A 15313-nucleotide genomic window follows, 5' to 3' on the forward strand; every position below is an offset into this window, starting at 1 on the left:
ACGGACTAGCCGCGCTCGGTGCAGCGTGCGGTCGGCGCCGCGAGCCCCGACTGGATGCTCTTCGAGATCGTGTCCACGACCGTGGCGAAGTCGAACTCCTCGCCGCGCTTGATGGTCACCTCGATCGCCGGATCGCGGCCGTACGTCACCAGACGCTGCCGCTCGTCCTCCTGATCCAGCACGAGCCAGTCGACCCCGCCGATCGTCGTGCAATCCAGCGCAGAAGGTGCAGGAGGGGCGACGCCGCAGCGCAGCAGGATGCTGGGGTCGCCCCAGGCTCCAGTGGCCTGCGCGTCGGTCCAGACGCGATCGAGCCCGGCCACCGTCTCCGGAAGGAGCACGGAGACATCGGCGCAGGCGGGATCGTTCGCTGCGCCGGCCGGTTCGAGATGCACAGTGGTGGAGCATCCGGAGAGAACGGAAGCCACGATCAGAGCACCCGCGGCGACTACGAGGCGACGAGAACGGGGCATGGTTCCAGGCTACCTTTGACAGCATGCCCTCCCGACCCGAAGACGACGATCCGCGCCTGGGAGACATCTCCGAGGGGCGCATCCTGCAGGCCATCCTCGCGCGTACCGCACCGGCATCGCACACCCTGATCGGCCCCGGGGATGACGCCGCCGTGATCGCGGCGCCCTCCGGCACGGTGGTGGCGACGACCGACACCCTCGTGCACGGGCCGGACTTCCGGCTGGCCTGGTCGAGCGGCTACGACCTGGGGTGGAAGGCCGCAGCGGTGAATCTCGCCGACGTCGCGGCGATGGGCGCTCGGCCGACCGCTCTGCTGGTCGCTCTCGCTGTTCCGCGGGACCTGCGCCTCTCGTTCGTCGAGCGGCTCGCCGACGGGTTCAGCGATGCCTGCGCGGCGCTGGCGCCGGGGTGCGGCGTCGTCGGCGGCGACCTGACCGTCTCGGACACGCTGACGGTCGCGGTGACCGCCCTCGGCGACCTCGAGGGGCGCGCGGCCGTCACCCGATCCGGTGCCCGCCCGGGCGACGCCGTCGCGGTCGCCGGCGAACTCGGCCATGCCGCGCGCGGGCTGGCCGTGCTGTTCGGCCGGTTCCGGGACGGCGAGACGCCTTTGGCGGTAGACACCGCCCTGCTCGCAGACGGCGAGCGTGCCGCGCTTTCGGCTCAGCTGCGTCCGGCGCCGCCGATCGGCCTGGGTCCGGTCGCCGCGGTCGCCGGAGCGACGGCGATGATGGACATCTCGGACGGTCTCGCGCTCGATGCGCGCCGGATGGCCGACGCCTCCGGTGTGACCATCGCCCTCGACGGCGACGCCCTCGGCGAGAACCGGGAGCGGGCACTTGCCGGCGGGGAGGATCATGCCCTGCTCGCCACGTTCTCAGACGGCGTGCTGCCACCGGGCTTCCGGATCATCGGCACCGTTCTGCCGCGCGGCGCCGAGACGCTGCTCTGCGACGGAGCCCCGGTGGACGTCGCCGGCTGGGACCCCTATCGGGACTGGGACTCGGCATCCGGCTGAACCTCGGCGACCGCGCCTGACTCCAGCGTCGCCTCTGCGCTCTGCGGCGCCGCCCACCACAGCGTCGTGTCGCCGTAGTTGCGGTCACGGAGCAGCTCGAGCCCGGCTGCCGCGAGATCGGGCGGGGTCGAGCGGCGTGCGCGCTCGATGATCACGAGCGCCTCGGGCGCCAGCAGGGGGGCGAGGGCCGTCAGATCGCCGTTCATCGATTCGTCGTCCAGGTCGTACGGCGGATCGGAGAACACCAGATCGTACGGCCCCGCGGCGCGCTGCAGGAAGGTCCGCACCGCGCTCTCGTGGACATGCGCCGCCGCCGCTGATCTGGCGGCCTTCGCCACCGTCGCCGCATTGCGGCGCACGATCGCGGCCGCGGGGCGCGATCGCTCCACGAGGTCGGCGCTCACAGCGCCGCGGCTGAGCGATTCGAGCCCGAGCGCCCCTGAGCCGGCGTACAGGTCGAGCACTCGTGCGCCGGAGATGGCATCCGCCGACTCGAGCGCCCCGAAGAGCGATTCCCGCACGCGGTCGCTCGTCGGACGGGTGCCTGCGCTCGGTACTTCGAGGCGGATGCCTCTGGCCGAACCGGCGATGATCCTCGTCACCCGTTCACGATACGACAATCGGGCCGGATTCCGTGTCCGCCGCGTTCCCTAGACTCGGAGCATGTCGCTCACGCTGGATACGTCGCTGGATGACGCGCTGGGCGCGGCACCCGCGAAGACCCTGGACCGGGCCTTCGACATGCGCAGTGTCGGCGACCTGCTCGCGCATTACCCGCGTCGCTACGCCGACCCGGGAGAACTGACGCCGATCCGCGATCTTCCCCTCGGGGAGACGGTCACCATCGTCGCCGAGGTGCTCTCCTCCACTGCGCGTGCGATGCGCAACCGGAAGGGAGCGATGGTCGAGGTCATCATCGGCGACGGCATCGGTCGGATGTCGCTGACGTTCTTCGCGAAGAACCTCGGGGCGGCGAAGTGGCGCTCGGAAGAGCTGGCCGTCGGTCGTCGCGGCGTCTTCTCCGGCAAGGTCGGGATGTACAACGAGGTGACGCAGTTCGCGCACCCGGAGTACGAGCTCTTCGAGGACGAGGATTCCGCGCGGCGGAGCGCCGACGCCAGGGCCGCGGTGCCGATCCCGATCTATCCGGCCACGTCGAGCATCCAGACCTGGCAGATCGCGAAACTCGTCGGGCGCGTGCTGGACGGGCTGGGAGACGTGCCGGATCCACTCCCGGCCGCTGTGCGCGTGCAGGAGGGGCTTCTCGACGCGGGCACCGCGCTCGAGCACATCCACCGTCCGCCCACCCGCAATGACATCGACCCGGCGGTGCGCACGCTGCGCATGCACGAGGCACTCGTTCTGCAGACGGCCCTTCTGCAGCAGCGGGACGCCGTCCGTGCGCTCTCCGCGACACCCCGGCCGGCGCAGATCGGCGGTCTGCTCGAGCGCTTCGACAGCACGCTCCCGTACACGCTCACCGATGATCAGCAGACCGTCGGCGCCCAGGTGGCTGCCGATCTCGTCGGTGCCTGGCCGATGAACAGACTGGTCCAGGGCGAGGTCGGATCCGGAAAGACGCTGGTGGCGCTGCGTGCGATGCTGCAGGTCGCCGAGTCCGGGGGACAGGCGGCACTCATCGCGCCGACCGAGGTGCTCGCGGGGCAGCATCTGCGCTCGATCACGCGGATGCTGGGTCCGGAGCTCGCACCGCTGGTGATGCCGACGCTGCTGACCGGCCAGCTCGGGGCCGCCGATCGCCGCCGCGCGGCCCTGCGCGTGGCGTCCGGCCAGTCGCTCATCGTGGTGGGAACGCACGCGCTGCTGGGGGAGAAGACGACCTTCGCCGATCTCGGCCTGGTGGTGGTCGACGAGCAGCATCGGTTCGGCGTCGAGCAGCGCGAGGCGCTGCGTGCGAAGGGATCCAGCCCTCATGCGCTCGTGCTGACCGCCACCCCGATCCCGCGGACCGTGGCGATGACCGTGTTCGGCGATCTGGACACGTCGGTCATCCGCACGATGCCGGCGGGGCGTGCGGGCATCGAGACGTTCGTCGCCCCGCTCGCCGAGCACCCCGGATGGTTCAACCGTGTGTGGGATCGTGCCGCCGAGGAGATCGCACGGGGTCACCAGGTCTTCGCGGTGTGTGCGGCGATCGACACGGCGAAGAAGACCGTGGAGGCCGGGGCGGAGCAGGTGCCGGTGCCCGACGCGGCGAACGGGCCGCGCTGGGGCGTGGTGCAGCTCGATGAGGCCCTGGCGACGCATCCGAAGCTCGGCGCGCTCCGCCGCGCGGTGCTGCACGGGCGGATGCCCTCCGACGAGAAGGATGCCGTGATGCAGGCCTTCGCGAGAGGGGAGATCGATCTGCTCCTGGCCACGACCGTCATCGAGGTCGGGGTGGACGTGCCGAACGCGTCGACGATGATCGTGCTGGATGCCGATCGTTTCGGCGTATCCCAGCTGCATCAGTTGCGCGGTCGCGTCGGCCGCGGAGGAGTCCCCGGACTGTGCCTGCTCGTGACCGAGGCGGAATCGGGATCCATCGCGAGGGAACGCGTGGATGCCGTCGCCGGCACTCTGGACGGCTTCAAGCTCGCCGAGGTCGATCTGGAACTGCGGGGCGAGGGCGACGTGCTCGGCGCGGCGCAGGCCGGCGTCCGGTCGTCTCTGAAGCTGCTGCGGGTGGTCAAGGACGCCGGCCTCATCACGATGGCTCGCGAAATCGGCGAGGCGATCCTCGCCGACGATCCCGACCTCACGTCGCATCCGGGTCTGCGAGAGGTGATCGCCCGGCGCGTCAGCGACGATGACCGAGCGGCTCTCGCGAAGAACTGACGCGATCAGAGCGTGCCCTAGGGTGGAATCATGAGCAGCCGGATCGCCGTCGTCCCGGGTTCCTTCGATCCCCCCACCCTCGGTCACCTCGACGTGATCCGCCGTGCGGCGAAACTGTACGACGAGCTGCACGTCCTCGTCGTGCACAACCCGGGCAAAGAGGCGATGCTGCCCATCGCCCAGCGCCTCTCGCTGCTGGAGCAGTCCATCGCCGAGGACGGCATGGAGGGGAACATCGTGGTCGGATCCTGGAGCATGGGTCTTCTGGTCGACTACGCGCGCGACGTCGACGCCCACGTCCTCATCAAGGGCATCCGCTCGCAGATCGACGTCGCCTACGAGTCGCCGATGGCGATCGTGAACAGGCACCTCGCGGACATCGAGACGGTGTTCCTCCTGCCGGATCCCGCGCATGCCATGGTGTCGAGTTCGCTGGTACGACAGGTCGCATCGCTCGGCGGCGACGTCACGCCGTTCGTGCCGCCGGCGGTCGCCTCCTTCCTCGACACAGGAGCCCGCGGCATCTGACGAGGTAGCATTGAGGGGTGCGACCTCGTCTGAATGGCCCGTTCATCCTTCCCGTCCGTGACATCGTCCGCAAACCAGGCGAGATGCGCGAGCACCGTTTCTCCGTGCCCCTGCCCGAGCAGTGGGGAGAGGGGATCGTCTCCTACGAGGCGGGTTCCGAGATCGACATCGACGTGCGCCTGGAGTCCGTTCACGAGGGCATCCTGGCCACCGGAACAGTCGATGCGGAATACGTCGGAGTGTGCGGAAGATGCCTCATCGACATCTCCGAGCCTGTCGAAGTCGAGTTCCAGGAGCTTTTCGCGTATCCTGGTGAGGAAGAAACTGACTTCGAGGTTCAAGACAACCACGTGGATCTTGAAACTCTGGTCAGGGAAGCGGCCGTCATGGCGCTTCCGTTTCAACCGGTGTGTCAGCCGGACTGCCCTGGACTCGACCCGAGTACAGGTGAGCGGCTGGCCGTGAACACCAGCACGGAGCAGGCCGCTCCCATCGATCCTCGATGGAGTGCGCTCCAGCAGATCACAGACCAAGACGGCAAGGCAGAGAGCCGCGCCGCCGAGAAAGAAGAGAGTTAGCCATGGCTGGTAACCCCCCGAAGCGCAAGGTATCCCGCTCCAACACCCGCTCGCGTCGCGCGCAGTGGAAGGCGGCGCCCATCGCCCTCGTGAAGACGATTGAGAACGGCCAGACCGTCTACAGCCGTCCGCACCAGGCGAAGGTCGTCACCGACTCGCAGGGCACCGAGCTGTTCCTGGAGTACAAGGGCCGCAAGGTCGCCGACGTCTGAACCGCGTCGTGACCGAGGTCCCCGGGGGATCGAGGCCTCTGCCTGAGAAGCTCCGCGTCGATATCGACGCGGAGCTTCTGGAGTTGGCCCTGACCCACCGGTCCTACGCATACGAGCACGGCGGGATCCCGCACAACGAGCGGCTCGAGTTCCTCGGCGACTCGGTGCTGGGACAGGCCGTGACGGTGATGCTGTTCACGACCCACCCCGATCTCGACGAAGGTCAGCTGGCGAAGCGGCGCGCGAGCGTCGTCTCGACGGTGGCCCTCGCGGAGGTGGCCCGTGGGATCGACCTCGGCAGCCATCTGCTGCTGGGGCGCGGCGAAGAGCAGACCGGCGGTCGCGACAAGGATTCGATCCTCGCCGACACGATGGAAGCCGTGATCGGTGCGACGTATCTGTCCGCGGGGCCCGAATCGGCGACCGAACTCGTGCTCCGTCTCACGGCGCCGTTGCTCGCCGACCCTGAGCGCTACGGCGCCGCGATGGACCCCAAGACGAGCCTCCAGGAGCTCGCGGCCAGAACCGGATCCGGCGCCCCGCAGTACTCCGTCGTGGCGAGCGGCCCCGATCACGATCGGCGTTTCCTGGCGACGGTCGTCGTCGGCGACGTCAGCATGACCGGCATCGGCAGCAGCAAGAAGACCGCGGAGATGGCGGCCGCGCTCAGCGCGTGGCGTTCCCTCAGCGAGCATGCCTGAGCTTCCCGAGGTCGAGGTCGTCAGAGCCGGCCTCGCCCCGGCCGCGATCGGGTCGCGGATCAGCGCCGTCGGCGTCTTCGATGAGCGCGCGCTGACCCGCCATCCGGCGGGTCCCGCCGACTTCGTGGCGCGCCTGGAGGGCCGCTCGTTCCGCGGTGCCGAGCGCCGAGGCAAGTTCCTCTGGCTGCCCCTCGACGGAGCGGATGCCGCGCTCATCGCCCATCTCGGGATGAGCGGGCAGATGCTGCTGCGTGCGCCGGACGCGGCGCCGGAACGCCATGAGCGCATCCGCATCCATCTGGAGCATCCGCAGCACGGCCACGTCGCGATCGTGTTCGCCGACCAGCGCACCTTCGGCTCGCTGGCGGTAGACCACCTCGTCGTGGACGGGGACTCGCTGATCCCCTCGCAGGTCGTGCACATCGCGCGGGACCCCGTGGATGCCGCATTCGACGACCTCGCCTTCCGCGAGGCGCTCGGCAGACGGGGAAGCGCGATCAAGCGCGTGCTGCTCGACCAGGGCGTCGTGAGCGGCATCGGCAACATCTATGCCGACGAGTCCCTCTGGGCGGCCCGCATCCACCCGGAGACTCCGGCGAACCGGCTCTCGACGGTCGCCGTGCGCCGGCTGCTCGCGGAGGTGCGGACGGTGCTGGGGAAGGCTCTTGCCGAAGGCGGCACGAGCTTCGACGCCCAGTACGTCAACGTCAACGGAGAATCGGGCTACTTCGCCCACTCGCTGAACGCCTATGGACGCGGAGGCGAGCCCTGCCCGCGGTGCGGGGGCAGCATCCGTCGCGAAGCCTTCATGAACCGTTCCAGCCATTACTGCCCGCGGTGCCAGATCCGCCGGTGAGATCACCGCGACCTACACTGGGAAACGTGACATCCTCTCTCATCGCCGGTGCCGTGATCACCGTCTCGGACCGCTCGGCGGCGGGCCTGCGCGAAGATCTGTCGGGCCCTTTAGCCGCCGAGCTCCTGGCCGCGGACGGCTGGTCGACGACGGTGGATGTCGTGCCCGACGACGTCGTGGCGATCGCGGACGCGGTGCGCCGCGCGGTGGCGAGCGGTGCCCGTCTCGTCGTGACGACCGGCGGAACTGGGCTCTCGCCTCGCGATGTCACCCCCGAGGCGATGACCGGTCTGCTGCAGCGCGAGATCCCCGGTATCGCCGAGGAGATCCGTCGCGCCGGAATCGCGGGGGTTCCGCAGGCGATGCTGTCCCGCGCGCGGTCCGGCATCGTGGACGGCGCTCTCGTCGTGAATCTCGCCGGGTCTCCTGGTGCGGTTCGCGACGGCATCCCAGTCGTCCTGCGGGTGGCTCGGCATGTCGCCGCGCAGCTGGACGGCGGTGACCACGAATGATCGTGTTCAGCAGGGTGTCGGATGCCGTGCTCGACACATCCGCGCACCTCGACGCCGTCGCGGCACCGGGCTCCGGCGCCACCGCGCTTTTCGTCGGTACCGTGCGCGACCACGACCCGGATGCGGCAGGCGAAGTCATCCGGCTCGAGTACAGCGCGCACCCGGATGCGGAGCGGATCATCGGTGAGATCGCCGCCAGCCTCGACGAGGAAGGACTCCGCATCGCGGTGAGCCACCGTGTCGGCGCGCTGGACATCGGCGAATCCGCCATCGTCTGCGCCGTGTCCTCGGCGCACCGGGCCGACGCGTTCGAGATCTGCCGCGAGCTCGTGGAGCGGGTCAAGGCCGAGCTCCCGGTGTGGAAGAAGCAGCTCGAAGCCGACGGCACTGCCGTCTGGGTGGGACTGGGGAGTCTCGCGAAGTAGGCGCACCCTCGCGCCGGGCTCAGCCGCCGGCGAAGGGCGGGAGAACGTCGACGGTCGCGCTGTCCGCGACGAGCACGTCATCCGCTCCGCGCACCCCGTCCACGAGAAGCGAACAGCGACCGAGCACATCGGCGAACTCCGGGCCGTGCTCCGCGCTCAACGACGCTCGCAGTTCACCGAGTGTGATCGGACCCGTGACCTGCTGCTCGTCGCGGCCCGCCGCGTCGGCCGCTCCGGCGAAGTAACGCAGCCTCATACCTGTGCCTGCCAGCCCGCGATGGCCGCGCGTGTGCGCGCCACCGCGTCCTCCACCGGCATACCGGCTGTGACGGCGATGCCGACCAGATAGGTCGCCAACGGTCCCGCGGGCCGGACGACACCGTGCGCCACCTCGCGGGTGAGTCCCAGCAGCAGGTCCGTGGGCACATCGGTGTCTTCGATGCCGAGCGCCTCGGCGAGGGCAGTGACCCATTCCTCGAGGACGGCGGGGGAGTCAGGCATGATCTTCCTTTCGGCTGTTCCGATAGTCCTCGATCGCGGACCAGGTATCAAGGTCGATTCCGGCTCCCTCGTCGTCGACCGCATGCAGCCGCAGGGGAGCGAGCAGGTTCCGCATGGATGCTCCCGCGGTCTCGGAGAGAAGGGCGACGGCGCGTCTCAGCGGGCCCAGCCGGTAGCGCCCGGCCAGCCATTGCTCGCGTCCGGCTGCGTCGATCGCGATCACGGCATCCGCGTCGTCGGGGATCGCGACGAGGGCGAGCCGGGCGACGAGGTCCTCGGCGCGGGGCAGGTCGCAGGCCAGCAGCCAGGTCTCCCCGGCATCTGGTCCGGTCAGCTCGGGCAGCGCTGCCGAGATGGCCGCGACGGGACCCCCGAACGGAGGATCCTCCCGCACCACGCGGACCCCCGGGCGGGAGATGCTGTCCGGGCCGACGGCGACTATCGGTGCGCATCCGCGGACCGCGGCATAGACGTGATCGATGAGCGCCGCGCCGGAGACGATCACACTCGCCTTGTCGGTCCCGTCGAGGCGCGTCGCACGGCCGCCGCCGAGGATGATGGCGGCGGTGCCGGGCGCCGATGCGGTCACGGAGTGCGCAGCCAGTCGCCGCTCTTGCCGCCGGTCTTGCGGAGCAGCGCGATGTTCTCGATCGTGATCGACTTGTCGAGGCCCTTCACCATGTCGACGAGCGCGAGCGCCGTGACGCTGACCGCCGTGAACGCCTCCATCTCGACGCCGGTGCGGTCGGCGGTGCGCACGGTGGCTTCGATCTGCACACCGTCGTCGACGATCTCGAGGTCGACCTGTGCCCCGTGCACGCCGATGACGTGCGCGAGCGGAAGGAGCTCGGCGGTGCGTTTGGCGGCCTGGATTCCGGCGATGCGCGCGACCGCGAGGACATCGCCCTTGGGCGTGGTTCCGTCGCGGAGGGCTGAGATCACGCGCGCGGAGCATCGCACGAACCCGGATGCCGTCGCCGAGCGCACCGTCGGCTGCTTCTCGGTGACATCGACCATCCGCGCGTGACCCGCGCTGTCGAGGTGGGTGAACGGCTGATTCATGACAGGACCATCACAGTCACAGGATCTCCTTCTTCGACCCGCTCGGTCTCGGCGGGAATGATGGCGAACGCCGACGCGATGGCGAGCGACGTCACCAGATGCGAGCCGCTGCCGCCGCTCGTGGACGGACGGACGGTGTCCTCGTCGAACACGACGGGCAGGATCTGCGTGCGTCCCGGGGGGCAGCGCCAGCCGGTCGCGGCCGAGCGGATGATCCGGGGCCGATCGATCACGGAGTGTCCGGCCATGCGGCGCAGTGCCGGACGCACGAACATCTCGAACGACGCGGCGACGCTCACCGGATTACCCGGGAGACAGAACGCCAGCATCCCCGAATCGAGCACCCCGAATCCCTGCGGCTTCCCCGGCTGCATCGAGACCGCGTCGAACCGGATGCCTCGCTCACCACCCAGCACCGCCTTGACCACGTCGAAGGCGCCGACACTGGCACCGCCGGAGAGGATGACGACGTCTGCATCCAGTTCGTCGAGGATGCGGCGCAGTGCATCAGGGTCATCGGCCACCGTGCCGACCGTGACGACCTCCGCACCGGCAGAGCGGACGGCGGCGCTCAGCAGCACCGAGTTCGACTCCGGGATCTGACCGCGTTCCGGGGTGGCGGAGGGCGAGATGAGCTCGCTGCCGGTCGAGACCACGGCCACTCGAGGCACTCGGATCACGGCGACGTGGTCGTGTCCGGCCGAGGCGATCGACGACAGCTGCCATGCCCCCAGCGGCGTGCCTGCGGCGACCGCCAGCGACCCTGCCGGGGCATCATCGCCGCGTCTGCGGATGTGCGCGCTCTGGCCGGGTTCGGCGAGCACCGTGATCCGCTCCGGCGGAGTCTCCTGGATGGCGATGCCGAGATCGGTCTGCTCGAGCGGGACGATGGCGTCGGCATCCGAGGGGACCGGTGCGCCGGTCATGATGCGAGCTGCCTCCCCGGGGCCGAGTGGCGGATCCTCGCTCGATCCGGCCGCGACGTCGGCCACGATGCGCAGGACGGCACCGGCTGCGGCATCCGCTCGCCGGACCGCATAGCCGTCCATCGCGGAGTTGTCGAAGAGGGGGACCGGCCAGCGGCTCGAGACGTCATCGGCGAGTACGAGTCCGAGCGCGGCAGCGAGCGGAAGACGTTCGGCCGGTAGGACGTGCGAGGCGTCGAGAACACGCGTACGGTGCTCGTCGACAGTGATCACGAGAGGCTTCCGGAAGGCTCGGACGCGGCGGACCACGCCGCGTAGCTGCCGGCGAGAAGGCGCAGGTCTGCATCGGGGTGGGCTGCCGCGAGGGCCCGTCCTGCCGCGCGAGCCCGAGGGCCCTGCTGGCAGAAGACGACGACGGTTCCGGTCACTGCCACAGCGAGCGGATCGGCGAGCAGAGCGCCCAGTGGCAGCGAGCGAGCCCCGGGGATGGTTCCGTCGGCGTACTCCTCCGGTTCGCGCACATCGAGCAGGGTGACCGGAGCTTCGGCGATCAGCGCTGCGAGTTCCGCGGGGGAGACCAGGGGAAGTCGTCCAGGGCCGGACGGGGCTGCCAGCGGGATCTCCCGGCTGCGCCCGCTGAGAGCATCGATCACCAGCATCCGTCCCAGCAGGGGTTCCCCCACTCCGCAGATCAGCTTGACCGCTTCGGTCACCAGCATCGAGCCGACCTGCCCGCACAGCGAACCGAGCACACCGGCGTCTGCACAAGAGGGAACGGTTCCGGCGGCCGGAGGCTCGGGGAAGACATCGCGCAGACGCACCGGCGATCCCGCTGAGGGGCGCGACCAGAACACGCTGACCTGAGCGTCGAATCGCAGCACCGAGCCCCACACCAGCGGGATGCCGAGTGCATTGCAGGCGTCCGCGACCGCGTAGCGCGTGTCGAAGGTGTCGCTGCCGTCGATGATGAGGTCGTAACCCCCGAGCAGCTCCTGTGCATTCGAGTCGGTCAGCCGGGTCCGATGCTCGATGACGCGCGTGTCAGGGGCGAGCGCGCGGACGCGTTCCGCGGCCACCGTGGCCTTGGGCCGACCGACATCGGCCGTGCCGAAGGCGATCTGTCGCTGGAGGTTGCTGCGCTCGACGTCGTCGTCGTCGATGATCCCGATCGTGCCGACTCCGGCGGATGCCAGGTAAAGCGTCACCGGAGAGCCGATGCCGCCGGCGCCGAGCACGCCGACCCGTGCCGCCGCGAGGCGGAGTTGTCCGATTTCGGCGATCTCGGTCAGCCGTGACTGCCGCGCCGTGCGCACGCGTTCTGCATCGGAGAGCGACGCAGCGGGCGCCACAAGGGGTGGGAAGGCCATGCAGCAACGGTACCGCTCCGTACGCAGTGCGGAGCATCGGTGTGCAACGCCCGGAGTACGCTCTTGGAGTATGGGGCGGATCACGACGAGACGGTCGGTGCTGAAGATCTCACTGGACAGCGGGTCGCAGCGCCGTGCTGACACGCTCGCCGTCGAGGAGCCTCTCGAGATCCGCGTGGCGGGTACGCCGATGGCCGTCACGATGCGCACCCCGGGACACGATGTCGAGCTCGCGGCCGGATTCCTCGTCTCGGAGGGAGTGATCGCCCGAGGCGGCGACTTCCGGTCCGCGATCCACTGCGGCGGGCCGGGCACGGGTGGCGTCGAGAACACCTACAACGTCCTCGACCTCTCACTCGCTCCGGGCGTGCAGCCGCCGGCACCGGAACTCACACGTTCCTTCTACACGACGAGTTCCTGCGGCGTGTGCGGCAAAGCCAGCATCGACGCCGTGGAGACGATCTCCCACCACGAGGTCGCCGATGACGGCGCGTCCGTCGCGGCTGAGGACCTGGCCGCGTACCCCGTCCGACTGCGCGAGCAACAGGACGCCTTCGACAAGACGGGCGGGCTGCACGCGGCTGCGCTGTTCGATGCGCGATCGGGCGAGATGCTCGTGCTCAGAGAGGATGTCGGGCGGCACAACGCCGTCGACAAGGTCGTCGGCTGGGCGGTGCTCAACGATCGGCTTCCGTTGCGTGGCACGGTGCTGCAGGTCTCCGGGCGCGCGAGCTTCGAACTCGTGCAGAAGGCGGCGATGGCCGGCATCCCGATCCTCGCTGCGGTCTCCGCTCCGTCGTCATTGGCGGCAGAGCTGGCGGATGCTCGAGGCATCACGTTGGTGGGCTTTCTGCGGGGCCGATCCATGAACGTCTACTCTCATCCGCAGCGGGTGACGATCGAAACGGGAGGGAACGCCGACGCGGCCCTTCAGTCGGAGGGAGCAGTTCGTGACCGATCTGGACGATGACCGGAGGCAGGGAGCAGCACTCGGATTGATGCCGGATGTTCCTCGTCAGGGCGGATACGGCCCGGCGACCGATCGCCCCTGGTCGCAGCAGGATTACCATCACCCGGCGGCGGGCTGGGGTGCGACGATCTCGGTGGGAGAGGTTCTGCTGCGGTCGAAGGAACCGGTCAGTGGAGCGCGCGCGATGCTCACGATGAACCATCCGATCACGGGGTTCGACTGCCCTGGATGCGCCTGGCCCGACGACCAGAAGGGTCTGCGGCTCGACATCTGCGAGAACGGCATGAAGCACGTCACGTGGGAGATGACCCACAAGCGTGTGAGCAGCGGCTTCTTCTCGAAGCACACGGTCGCCGAACTCGCCACCTGGACGGACTTCGAGCTCGAGAACGTCGGCCGGCTCACCGAGCCGATGGTCTACGACCCGGAGATCGACCGATACGCGCCGATCAGCTGGGACGACGCATTCGCCCTCATCGGCGAAGAACTGCGCAAGCTGGACAGCCCGGACGAGGCGACCTTCTACACCTCGGGCCGGCTCAGCAACGAGGCGTCCTTCATGTACCAGCTGATGATCCGTGAGTACGGCACGAACAACATGCCCGACTGCTCCAACATGTGTCACGAGGCGTCGGGCCGGGCGCTGAAGGCCTCGATCGGCACAGGCAAGGGCACCACCACGCTGGAGGACTGGGAGAACACCGACCTCCTTTTCCTGATCGGCGTGAATGCCGCCTCGAACGCTCCGCGGATGCTCACCGCCCTGTCGAACGCGGTGAAGAACGGCGCGCACGTGGTGCACGTCAACCCGCTCGTCGAGGCGGCCTCCACGCGCACGATCGTGCCGCACGACTTCGTCGACATGGCGCTCTTCAAGACGCACAGCACGGGAACGCTCGATCTGCAGGTGCGCCCCGGCGGCGATATGGCGCTGATGCGCGCCGTCGCGAAGGTCGTGTTCGAGGCGGCGAGGAACGATCCCTCGGTGCTCGCGGCCGACTTCATCGAGAGCTACACGCAGGGGTTCGCCGAGTACCGGGCGCTCGTGGAGGCGACGCCCTGGCCGGAACTCGTGCAGCAGTCCGGGCTCACGGAGGAGCAGCTCCGTCATGCGGGACGACTGTATCTCGAGGCGGGCCGGACGATCATCAGCTGGTGTCTCGGGGTGAGCCAGCAGGAGCACGCCGTCGACATGGTGCGCGAGTTCATGAACGTGCTGCTGCTCCGGGGCAACATCGGGCGTCCCGGTGCGGGACCGGCGCCGGTGCGCGGGCACAGCAACGTGCAGGGCAACCGCACCTGCGGCATCGACCACCATGCACCCGCCGCTCTGCTCGATCGGCTGGACGCCGTCCTCGGGATCACCTCGCCGCGCGAGCCGGGGCTCGACACCGTCGCCAGCATCCGTGCCATGCACGAGGGAGATGTCAAGGTGTTCATCGCACTGGGCGGCAATTTCGTGGCCGCTGTTCCGGACCCCGTCTACACCGCCGAGGGCATGAGTCAGTGCAATCTCACCGTGCAGGTGAGCACCAAGCTGAACCGCAGTCATCTCGTGCACGGTGCGAAGGCGCTGATCCTGCCGTGCCTCGGGCGAACCGAGGCCGACGAACAGGCCTCGGGGCGACAGGGACAGACCGTCGAAGACGCGATGAGCATGGTGCATCTCTCGGTCGGCGGGAAGAAGCCGGCGTCCGAGCATCTGCTGTCGGAGCCTGAGATCATCGCGCGGATGGCCAGAGCGACCACGCCGGACAGCCCGCTGCCGTGGGAGTCCTATGTCGCGGACTACGACGTCATCCGCGACGTGATGGCCGAGGTGCTGCCCGGGTTCGAGGGCTTCAACGAACTCATCAAGCACCCCAACGGCTTCCGCATCCCCCAGCCGGCGCGCGACCTCGATTTCCGCACCGGCTCGGGCAAGGCGGAGTTCTCCCTGCCGCGGCTGCATGACGTGCTCCCGGCGTCCGAAGACATGCTGGTGCTGCAGACCATGCGCTCCCACAACCAGTGGAACACGACGATCTACGCGAACAACGACCGCTACCGGGGCGTGAAGAACATCCGCGAGCTCATCTTCATGAACTCCGAAGACATGCGCGATCGCGGCATCGGTCACGGGGATCCCGTCGACATCGTGGCGACGTCGAAGGATGGCTCACAGCGCGAGCTTCGTCAGTACCGCGCGGTGACGTACAACACGCCCCGCGGAAGCGCGGCGGGCTACATGCCCGAGATGAACGTGCTCATCGGCCCGGCGGACTACAGCGCGCAGAGCGATCAGCCGCTGATGAAGAGCATCCACGTACGGGTCAGCCCGTCGGCCGGCCGGGAGTAGGTCTGAC

Annotated in this window: 19 protein-coding genes; 11 read left to right on the forward strand and 8 right to left on the reverse strand. The window is 69.2% G+C overall.

Annotated elements, in window-relative coordinates:
• Nucleotides 1-5: 5 nt before the first annotated feature.
• On the reverse strand, nt 6-473 hold the full coding sequence (locus CUR96_RS03890; protein ID WP_102191968.1) for a DUF3515 family protein: 468 nt from the start codon (nt 471-473) through the stop codon (nt 6-8).
• Between the two features lie 23 nt (nt 474-496).
• Here CUR96_RS03890 and thiL point away from each other — a divergent pair, with 23 nt between their 5' ends.
• Nucleotides 497-1492 carry a thiamine-phosphate kinase gene (gene thiL, locus CUR96_RS03895; protein ID WP_102191969.1) on the forward strand — a complete coding sequence of 332 codons (996 nt, stop codon included), beginning with the start codon at nt 497-499 and terminating at the stop codon, nt 1490-1492.
• Here the strand turns inward: thiL and rsmD are convergent.
• The gene (gene rsmD, locus CUR96_RS03900; protein ID WP_102191970.1) at nt 1462-2094 is read right to left on the reverse strand and encodes a 16S rRNA (guanine(966)-N(2))-methyltransferase RsmD; all 633 of its coding nucleotides are present in this window, start codon (nt 2092-2094) and stop codon (nt 1462-1464) included. The genes thiL and rsmD overlap by 31 nt on opposite strands.
• A 61-nt stretch (nt 2095-2155) precedes the next feature.
• On the opposite strand from rsmD, the gene CUR96_RS03905 reads away from it, so the two are divergent.
• The 8 genes from CUR96_RS03905 (at nt 2156) to CUR96_RS03940 (ending at nt 8142) form a co-directional block, all read left to right on the forward strand.
• Nucleotides 2156-4330: an ATP-dependent DNA helicase RecG gene (locus CUR96_RS03905; protein WP_102191971.1), complete on the forward strand. Its 2175-nt coding sequence runs from the start codon at nt 2156-2158 to the stop codon at nt 4328-4330.
• Nucleotides 4331-4360: 30 nt separating this feature from the next.
• On the forward strand, nt 4361-4858 hold the full coding sequence (gene coaD / locus CUR96_RS03910; protein WP_102191972.1) for a pantetheine-phosphate adenylyltransferase: 498 nt from the start codon (nt 4361-4363) through the stop codon (nt 4856-4858).
• A gap of 83 nt (nt 4859-4941) precedes the next feature.
• Entirely contained in the window at nt 4942-5436 is a 495-nt protein-coding gene (locus tag CUR96_RS03915; RefSeq protein ID WP_432612407.1) for a YceD family protein, read from the forward strand.
• 2 nt (nt 5437-5438) lie between these two features.
• Nucleotides 5439-5648 carry a 50S ribosomal protein L32 gene (gene rpmF / locus CUR96_RS03920; protein WP_102191973.1) on the forward strand — a complete coding sequence of 70 codons (210 nt, stop codon included), beginning with the start codon at nt 5439-5441 and terminating at the stop codon, nt 5646-5648.
• 8 nt (nt 5649-5656) lie between these two features.
• A complete protein-coding gene (rnc, locus tag CUR96_RS03925) occupies nt 5657-6349 on the forward strand; it encodes a ribonuclease III (protein ID WP_102191974.1) in 693 nt (230 codons plus the stop codon).
• On the forward strand, nt 6342-7205 hold the full coding sequence (gene mutM, locus CUR96_RS03930; protein ID WP_102191975.1) for a bifunctional DNA-formamidopyrimidine glycosylase/DNA-(apurinic or apyrimidinic site) lyase: 864 nt from the start codon (nt 6342-6344) through the stop codon (nt 7203-7205). The genes rnc and mutM overlap by 8 nt, the downstream gene beginning before the upstream one ends.
• Before the next feature lie 26 nt (nt 7206-7231).
• Nucleotides 7232-7717 carry a MogA/MoaB family molybdenum cofactor biosynthesis protein gene (locus CUR96_RS03935; protein ID WP_102191976.1) on the forward strand — a complete coding sequence of 162 codons (486 nt, stop codon included), beginning with the start codon at nt 7232-7234 and terminating at the stop codon, nt 7715-7717.
• Nucleotides 7714-8142 carry a molybdenum cofactor biosynthesis protein MoaE gene (locus CUR96_RS03940; RefSeq protein ID WP_102191977.1) on the forward strand — a complete coding sequence of 143 codons (429 nt, stop codon included), beginning with the start codon at nt 7714-7716 and terminating at the stop codon, nt 8140-8142. Before CUR96_RS03935 ends, CUR96_RS03940 begins: the two co-directional genes overlap by 4 nt.
• A 19-nt stretch (nt 8143-8161) precedes the next feature.
• Here CUR96_RS03940 and CUR96_RS03945 read toward each other — a convergent pair whose 3' ends face one another.
• From CUR96_RS03945 to CUR96_RS03970, 6 genes are read right to left on the reverse strand one after another with little or no spacing between them, the layout of a single operon-like run.
• The gene (locus CUR96_RS03945) at nt 8162-8398 is read right to left on the reverse strand and encodes a MoaD/ThiS family protein (RefSeq protein WP_102191978.1); all 237 of its coding nucleotides are present in this window, start codon (nt 8396-8398) and stop codon (nt 8162-8164) included.
• Nucleotides 8395-8643: a DUF6457 domain-containing protein gene (locus tag CUR96_RS03950; protein WP_102191979.1), complete on the reverse strand. Its 249-nt coding sequence runs from the start codon at nt 8641-8643 to the stop codon at nt 8395-8397. Before CUR96_RS03950 ends, CUR96_RS03945 begins: the two co-directional genes overlap by 4 nt.
• Nucleotides 8636-9232 carry a molybdenum cofactor guanylyltransferase gene (gene mobA, locus CUR96_RS03955; RefSeq protein ID WP_102191980.1) on the reverse strand — a complete coding sequence of 199 codons (597 nt, stop codon included), beginning with the start codon at nt 9230-9232 and terminating at the stop codon, nt 8636-8638. The genes CUR96_RS03950 and mobA overlap by 8 nt, the downstream gene beginning before the upstream one ends.
• Nucleotides 9229-9705 carry a cyclic pyranopterin monophosphate synthase MoaC gene (gene moaC, locus CUR96_RS03960; RefSeq protein WP_102191981.1) on the reverse strand — a complete coding sequence of 159 codons (477 nt, stop codon included), beginning with the start codon at nt 9703-9705 and terminating at the stop codon, nt 9229-9231. Before moaC ends, mobA begins: the two co-directional genes overlap by 4 nt.
• Nucleotides 9702-10904, reverse strand: a complete 1203-nt coding sequence (locus tag CUR96_RS03965) for a molybdopterin molybdotransferase MoeA (protein ID WP_102192259.1) — start codon at nt 10902-10904, stop codon at nt 9702-9704. The genes moaC and CUR96_RS03965 overlap by 4 nt, the downstream gene beginning before the upstream one ends.
• The gene (locus CUR96_RS03970) at nt 10901-11998 is read right to left on the reverse strand and encodes a HesA/MoeB/ThiF family protein (RefSeq protein ID WP_102191982.1); all 1098 of its coding nucleotides are present in this window, start codon (nt 11996-11998) and stop codon (nt 10901-10903) included. Before CUR96_RS03970 ends, CUR96_RS03965 begins: the two co-directional genes overlap by 4 nt.
• A gap of 70 nt (nt 11999-12068) precedes the next feature.
• On the opposite strand from CUR96_RS03970, the gene fdhD reads away from it, so the two are divergent.
• Both fdhD and CUR96_RS03980 read left to right on the forward strand, forming a co-directional pair.
• Nucleotides 12069-12968, forward strand: coding sequence for a formate dehydrogenase accessory sulfurtransferase FdhD (gene fdhD / locus CUR96_RS03975; RefSeq protein WP_102191983.1), 900 nt, complete (start codon nt 12069-12071; stop codon nt 12966-12968).
• Entirely contained in the window at nt 12949-15306 is a 2358-nt protein-coding gene (locus tag CUR96_RS03980) for an FdhF/YdeP family oxidoreductase (protein ID WP_245861075.1), read from the forward strand. The genes fdhD and CUR96_RS03980 overlap by 20 nt, the downstream gene beginning before the upstream one ends.
• Nucleotides 15307-15313 lie beyond the last annotated feature (7 nt).

Source organism: Microbacterium aurantiacum (genome assembly GCF_002872075.1).
Classification (GTDB): Bacteria; Actinomycetota; Actinomycetes; order Actinomycetales; family Microbacteriaceae; genus Microbacterium; species Microbacterium aurantiacum_A.

What these genes read in the sequence shown, in the direction of transcription:
- CUR96_RS03890 (WP_102191968.1), bottom strand. Translation starts at nt 473, where the DNA reads ATGCCCCGTTCTCGTCGCCTCGTAGTCGCCGCGGGTGCTCTGATCGTG.
- thiL (WP_102191969.1), top strand. Translation starts at nt 497, where the DNA reads ATGCCCTCCCGACCCGAAGACGACGATCCGCGCCTGGGAGACATCTCC.
- CUR96_RS03905 (WP_102191971.1), top strand. Translation starts at nt 2,156, where the DNA reads ATGTCGCTCACGCTGGATACGTCGCTGGATGACGCGCTGGGCGCGGCA.
- coaD (WP_102191972.1), top strand. Translation starts at nt 4,361, where the DNA reads ATGAGCAGCCGGATCGCCGTCGTCCCGGGTTCCTTCGATCCCCCCACC.
- CUR96_RS03915 (WP_432612407.1), top strand. Translation starts at nt 4,942, where the DNA reads ATGCGCGAGCACCGTTTCTCCGTGCCCCTGCCCGAGCAGTGGGGAGAG.
- rpmF (WP_102191973.1), top strand. Translation starts at nt 5,439, where the DNA reads ATGGCTGGTAACCCCCCGAAGCGCAAGGTATCCCGCTCCAACACCCGC.
- mutM (WP_102191975.1), top strand. Translation starts at nt 6,342, where the DNA reads ATGCCTGAGCTTCCCGAGGTCGAGGTCGTCAGAGCCGGCCTCGCCCCG.
- CUR96_RS03940 (WP_102191977.1), top strand. Translation starts at nt 7,714, where the DNA reads ATGATCGTGTTCAGCAGGGTGTCGGATGCCGTGCTCGACACATCCGCG.
- CUR96_RS03945 (WP_102191978.1), bottom strand. Translation starts at nt 8,398, where the DNA reads ATGAGGCTGCGTTACTTCGCCGGAGCGGCCGACGCGGCGGGCCGCGAC.
- CUR96_RS03950 (WP_102191979.1), bottom strand. Translation starts at nt 8,643, where the DNA reads ATGCCTGACTCCCCCGCCGTCCTCGAGGAATGGGTCACTGCCCTCGCC.
- moaC (WP_102191981.1), bottom strand. Translation starts at nt 9,705, where the DNA reads ATGAATCAGCCGTTCACCCACCTCGACAGCGCGGGTCACGCGCGGATG.
- CUR96_RS03970 (WP_102191982.1), bottom strand. Translation starts at nt 11,998, where the DNA reads ATGGCCTTCCCACCCCTTGTGGCGCCCGCTGCGTCGCTCTCCGATGCA.
- fdhD (WP_102191983.1), top strand. Translation starts at nt 12,069, where the DNA reads ATGGGGCGGATCACGACGAGACGGTCGGTGCTGAAGATCTCACTGGAC.